This is a genomic window from Terriglobus sp. YAF25 (assembly GCF_052113305.1).
Lineage (GTDB): Bacteria > Acidobacteriota > Terriglobia > Terriglobales > Acidobacteriaceae > Terriglobus.
Map to the genome: position 1 here is coordinate 1 of NZ_JBFRCY010000958.1, position 1,383 is coordinate 1,383.

Here is a 1,383-nt window from a genome sequence, read left to right on the forward strand (position 1 = left end):
CATCACCAGCACCGGATGCGCACTGGACTCCACAAAGAAACGGAAACCATCAGCCAGCAGCGCACGCACCGCACCCTCAAAATCCACCGGCTGCCGGGCATTGCGGAACCAGTACTCCGCATCCAGCCCCGTGCTCTCCAACACGGCACCAGTCACCGTCGAATAAAACGGCACCCCACCACGCCGAGGCACCACATCGGCGAACATCTCCAGAATCCGCTCACGCAACGGATCCACCTGCGCACAATGCGAAGCCACCGTGGAACCCACAACCCGCGCCCGCACCCCCTCAGCCCGGCACCCCGCAACAAACTCCTCCAACAACGCCACCTCACCGGCCACCGTGACAGCAGAAGGCCCATTACGCCCAGCAACAACCAGACGCCCACCCCACACCGCAAGCCGCTCCTCGACCACATCAGCCGAAAGCGCCACCGACGCCACCGCACCCYKGCCCACCAACTCCTCAGCAAACAAAGCACTCCGCAACACCACCACCCGCGCCGCATCCTCCAACGAAAGCGCACCAGCAACACACGCTGCCGCGATCTCRCCCTGRCTGTGACCCACCACRGCAGCSGGYTCCACRCCCACCGMACRCCACARSGCCGCCARCGASACRTTCACCGCGAACAACACCGGCTGAAGCACCTCRATSCGCTCCARCGACGGCGCACCMGACRCMCCRCGMACCACATCCASCGCCGACCACCCCACATGCRCCCGCAACACCGCATCACACTCCGCGAACCGSTCCGCGAACACCRSCGASGAATCRAGAAGCTCCGCCGCCATMCCMCGCCACTGCGAACCCTGACCCGGGAACACGAACACCACCCGGCCCCGCACATCCGCCACACCCGACACCACACCACCCACAGGAGTACCGTCCGCCAACGCGCCCAGCCCAGCCAGAACACCACCACGACCGCCCGCCAACACCACAGCCCGATGCCCAAGCACCGCACGGGAGGTAGCGAGCGACCACCCCACATCCACCAACGACAACTCATCCCGCTCACCAACGAACTCCCCCAGCCGAGCGGCCTGACCGCCCAGCCCGTCCTTGCCCTTGCCCGAGACGACCCACGGCACGACCCCGGCCCTCATGGGGGCTGTGGGTTCGGGGTGCTCGCCGGTAGTGATGCTCGACCATTCGGCCACCACCACATGGCAGTTGGTGCCGCCCATTCCGAAGGCCGAGACACCGGCGAGGAGGGGGCGGGCGTCGTGGGGCCACGGACCGGTGGCCTCCTGCACCCGCAGATTCAGCCGGTCCAGGGGGATGTCGGGGTTGGGGGTGGCGTAGTTGAGGCTCGCGGGGAGTTCGCGGTGCTGGACGCTGAGGATCGCCTTCAGCAGTCCGGTGATGCCCGCCGCGCC

At 67.3% G+C, this 1,383-nt stretch carries 1 protein-coding gene; it reads right to left on the reverse strand.

What is annotated here, in order from left to right; all coding sequences use genetic code 11:
• Positions 1 to 1,371, reverse strand: a 1,371-nt coding sequence (locus AB4043_RS25585; RefSeq protein ID WP_442308528.1) for an acyltransferase domain-containing protein, incomplete at its 3' end; no start/stop codon positions are given.
• Positions 1,372 to 1,383: the final 12 nt, after the last annotated feature.